Raw genomic sequence first — 2,915 nt, forward strand, 5'->3', positions numbered from 1 at the left:
GGAGTGCATAGACAAGCCGAGGCCGAAGTTCTCGCAGATGCCGGCCAGCAGGCGGGACCGCTGCAGGCCGCCCCAGTAGTGATGGTCCGAAAGCACAACGCCGACAGACCGTTTCGCAACGGCAGGCGCGAGCTGGTCGAACGCGACCACGCACATGTTCGTCGCCAGCGGCATCGGCGCCTGCCGCGCGACCTCGGCCATGCCGTCGAGGCCGGGCGTCGGGTCTTCGAGGTACTCCAGTATCCTGGCCAGACCGGAGGCGACCTTGATCGAGGTCTGCGGGGTCCAGGCGGCGTTGGGGTCAAGGCGCAATGGATGGTCGGGGAAGGCTTCCCGCAGCGCCTCGATGGCCGCCATCTCCTCCTCGGGTGGAAACACCCCGCCCTTGAGTTTGATTGCGGTGAAACCGTATTCGTCGACAATGCGCTGCGCCTGTGCGACGATGCCTGCCGGGGCCACCGCTTCGCCCCACGCGTCCGGTTCGAGTCCGGGATGCGCCGCCCACTTGTAGAACAGGTAAGCACTGAACGGCACCGCGTCGCGGACCTTGCCGCCGAGCAGGTCGGAAACCGGCCTGCCCGTCGCGTGACCCTGTACATCCAGGCAGGCCACCTCGAACGGGGACAGAACCTGGTCGACGACGCTTGCCGACGTGATCATCCCCGCGGTTCCTACCGCACGGGAGTCGCCACGGAGCCGCTCGGCGATCGCAGCGCGAATCGCGTTCAGGGAGAACACATCCAGCCCGGTGATTGCCTCGGCGGCCGCTTCGAGCCTGCCCAGGTGCGCGCCGTCGGCGTACGTCTCGCCGAGACCCACCAAGCCGGCGTCCGTATCGAGCGCGATGATGGCTCGCAGCGCGTAGGGCTGGTGCACACCGACGGTGTTCAGCAATGGCGGGTCGACGAACGCCACCGGGGTGATGCGCGCCCCCGTGATGCGAATCGGCTCGCCGGGCATCAGTGCGCCGCTTCGGTGGCCAGCGCCTCCGCGAGTACCCCCCGACCCGATGCGATGATCGTCCGCAGCTCGTCGATATCGTCTGCGGTGGGCATGATCAGCGGGGGCCGTACCGCTCCTGCGTCGATTCCCTCAAGCGTCACACCGGCTTTGATCAACGACACCGCATATCCGGGAACCGTGTCCCGCAGCCGCACGAGCGGATGGAAGAACTCGCGCAGCAGCGCGGCGGTCAGGTCTTCGTTGCCGGATTCGAGCGCTTGGTAGAACGCCAGCGCTAGCTCGGGCGCGAATGCGAAGGTCGCCGACGAGTACAGCGTCACGCCGATCGCGCGGTACGCCTGCTGCGACACCTCCGCGGTCGGCAGGCCGTTGAAGAACTGGAACGGTTTTCCCGTCGGCGCCAGCGCGTCGGTCACGGCACGCACGATGCGGGATACCTGATCCAGATCGCCTGTGCCGTCCTTGAATCCGACGACCTTGTCGATCTGCGCGACCGCAACGGCCGAGGCTTCTGTGTAGCGCGCGTTGTTGCGGTTGTAGACGATGACGGGCAGATCGGTGGCCTCGGTTACGGCCCGGGTGTAATCCACAAGCCCGGCCTGCGGCATCTCGACGAGATACGGGGGCAGCAGCAGCAAGCCGTCGGCGCCCGCCTCGGCGGCCGCCCTTGCGAAGGCTTTGGCCTGCGCGATCGAGCCGCCCGCGCCGGCGTATACCGGCACCCGGCCGCCGACCACGTCGACCGCGGTGCGGACCACGATGCCAAGCTCCGACGCATCGAGAGCGTGGAATTCACCTGTGCCGCAGGCGATGAAGACGCCACCGGGGCCCGCATCGACACCCTTGGCGACGTGCTGCGCCAAGCGTTCGGTGTCCACCTCACCCGATTCGGTGAACGGGGTGACGGGGAAGAACAGGACGCCATCAAAGGCGGGGTGCATGAAGACTCCTCGCAGTGTTTTCGGTGATCCGGTCAGTCTTTGGTCAGGTCGCCATCGATGCGGCGCCACAGCCGCTCGGGGTTTCCTTCGGCAATCGGGCTGGGAAGCAGCCCCTTTGGCACATCCTGGTAGCAAACCGGCCGGAGGAACCGCTCGATGGCGCGGGCGCCGACCGAGGTGGTCCGTGAGTCCGAGGTCGCCGGGTATGGCCCGCCGTGCACCATCGCGTGATTGACCTCGACGCCGGTGGGCCAGCCGTTGAACAGGATCCGCCCGGCCTTGAGCTCGAGGACCGGCAGCAGCAGCCGGGCTTCGTCGTGGTCGGATTCGTCGGCGTGCACGGTTGCCGTCAACTGGCCTTCGAGTTTGGCCGCGACGTCACGCATTTCGTCGGCGTCCGCACACCGCACGATCAGGCTCGAGGCACCGAACACCTCGGTCTGCAACGTGTCAGAGGCCATGAAGGTCGAGGCGTCAGCGCTGAACAACGCGGCACGGCAGACGGTGGGCGCATCATCGGCCACGCCGCGAGCGATCAGTTCGGCTTCCTGCTGCAACGCCTCGACGCCGTGACGGTAGTTGTCCGCGATGTTCGGGGTCAGCATCGCTGTTGGCGCTGTTTCGGCCAGCGCGTCGCGCGCGGCAGCGATGAACTTGTCAAGATCTGGGCCGTCGACGGCGATCACCAGCCCCGGGTTGGTGCAGAACTGTCCCGAGCCAAGCGTCAGCGATCCCACGAAGGCGCGACCGATATCCGCCGCGCGGTTGGCCAAAGCGCCGCCAAGCAAGAACACCGGGTTGATCGAACTCATCTCGGCGTACACCGGAATCGGCTCGGGGCGCGCCGCTGCCGCGGCCGCCAGCGCCGTTCCGCCCGACCGGGAGCCGGTGAACCCGACGGCCTTGATGCGGGGATCGGTCACCAGTGCGGTGCCCAGTTCCGGGCCGTATCCGTACAGCAGCGAGAACGTTCCTGCCGGAAGCCCCGCGGTGCGCACCGCGTCCGTTATC

At 67.4% G+C, this 2,915-nt stretch carries 3 protein-coding genes; all 3 read right to left on the reverse strand.

All coding sequences use genetic code 11. The annotated features are described in order from the left end of the window. Positions 1 to 960 (reverse strand): enolase C-terminal domain-like protein (locus VFH65_RS16830; protein WP_353322963.1); only part of this gene is annotated, 960 nt, incomplete at its 3' end. Then, positions 960 to 1,904: a 5-dehydro-4-deoxyglucarate dehydratase gene (locus VFH65_RS16835; protein WP_353322964.1), complete on the reverse strand. Its 945-nt coding sequence runs from the start codon at positions 1,902 to 1,904 to the stop codon at positions 960 to 962. The genes VFH65_RS16835 and VFH65_RS16830, both read right to left, overlap by 1 nt. A gap of 32 nt (positions 1,905 to 1,936) precedes the next feature. After that, positions 1,937 to 2,915 (reverse strand): aldehyde dehydrogenase family protein (locus VFH65_RS16840; protein ID WP_353322965.1); only part of this gene is annotated, 979 nt, incomplete at its 5' end.

The sequence above is a fragment of the Mycobacterium sp. genome (assembly GCF_035697385.1).
GTDB lineage: Bacteria > Actinomycetota > Actinomycetes > Mycobacteriales > Mycobacteriaceae > Mycobacterium.

Coding starts and splice junctions, on each gene's coding strand:
- VFH65_RS16835 (WP_353322964.1), bottom strand. CDS start 1,904: ATGCACCCCGCCTTTGATGGCGTCCTGTTCTTCCCCGTCACCCCGTTC.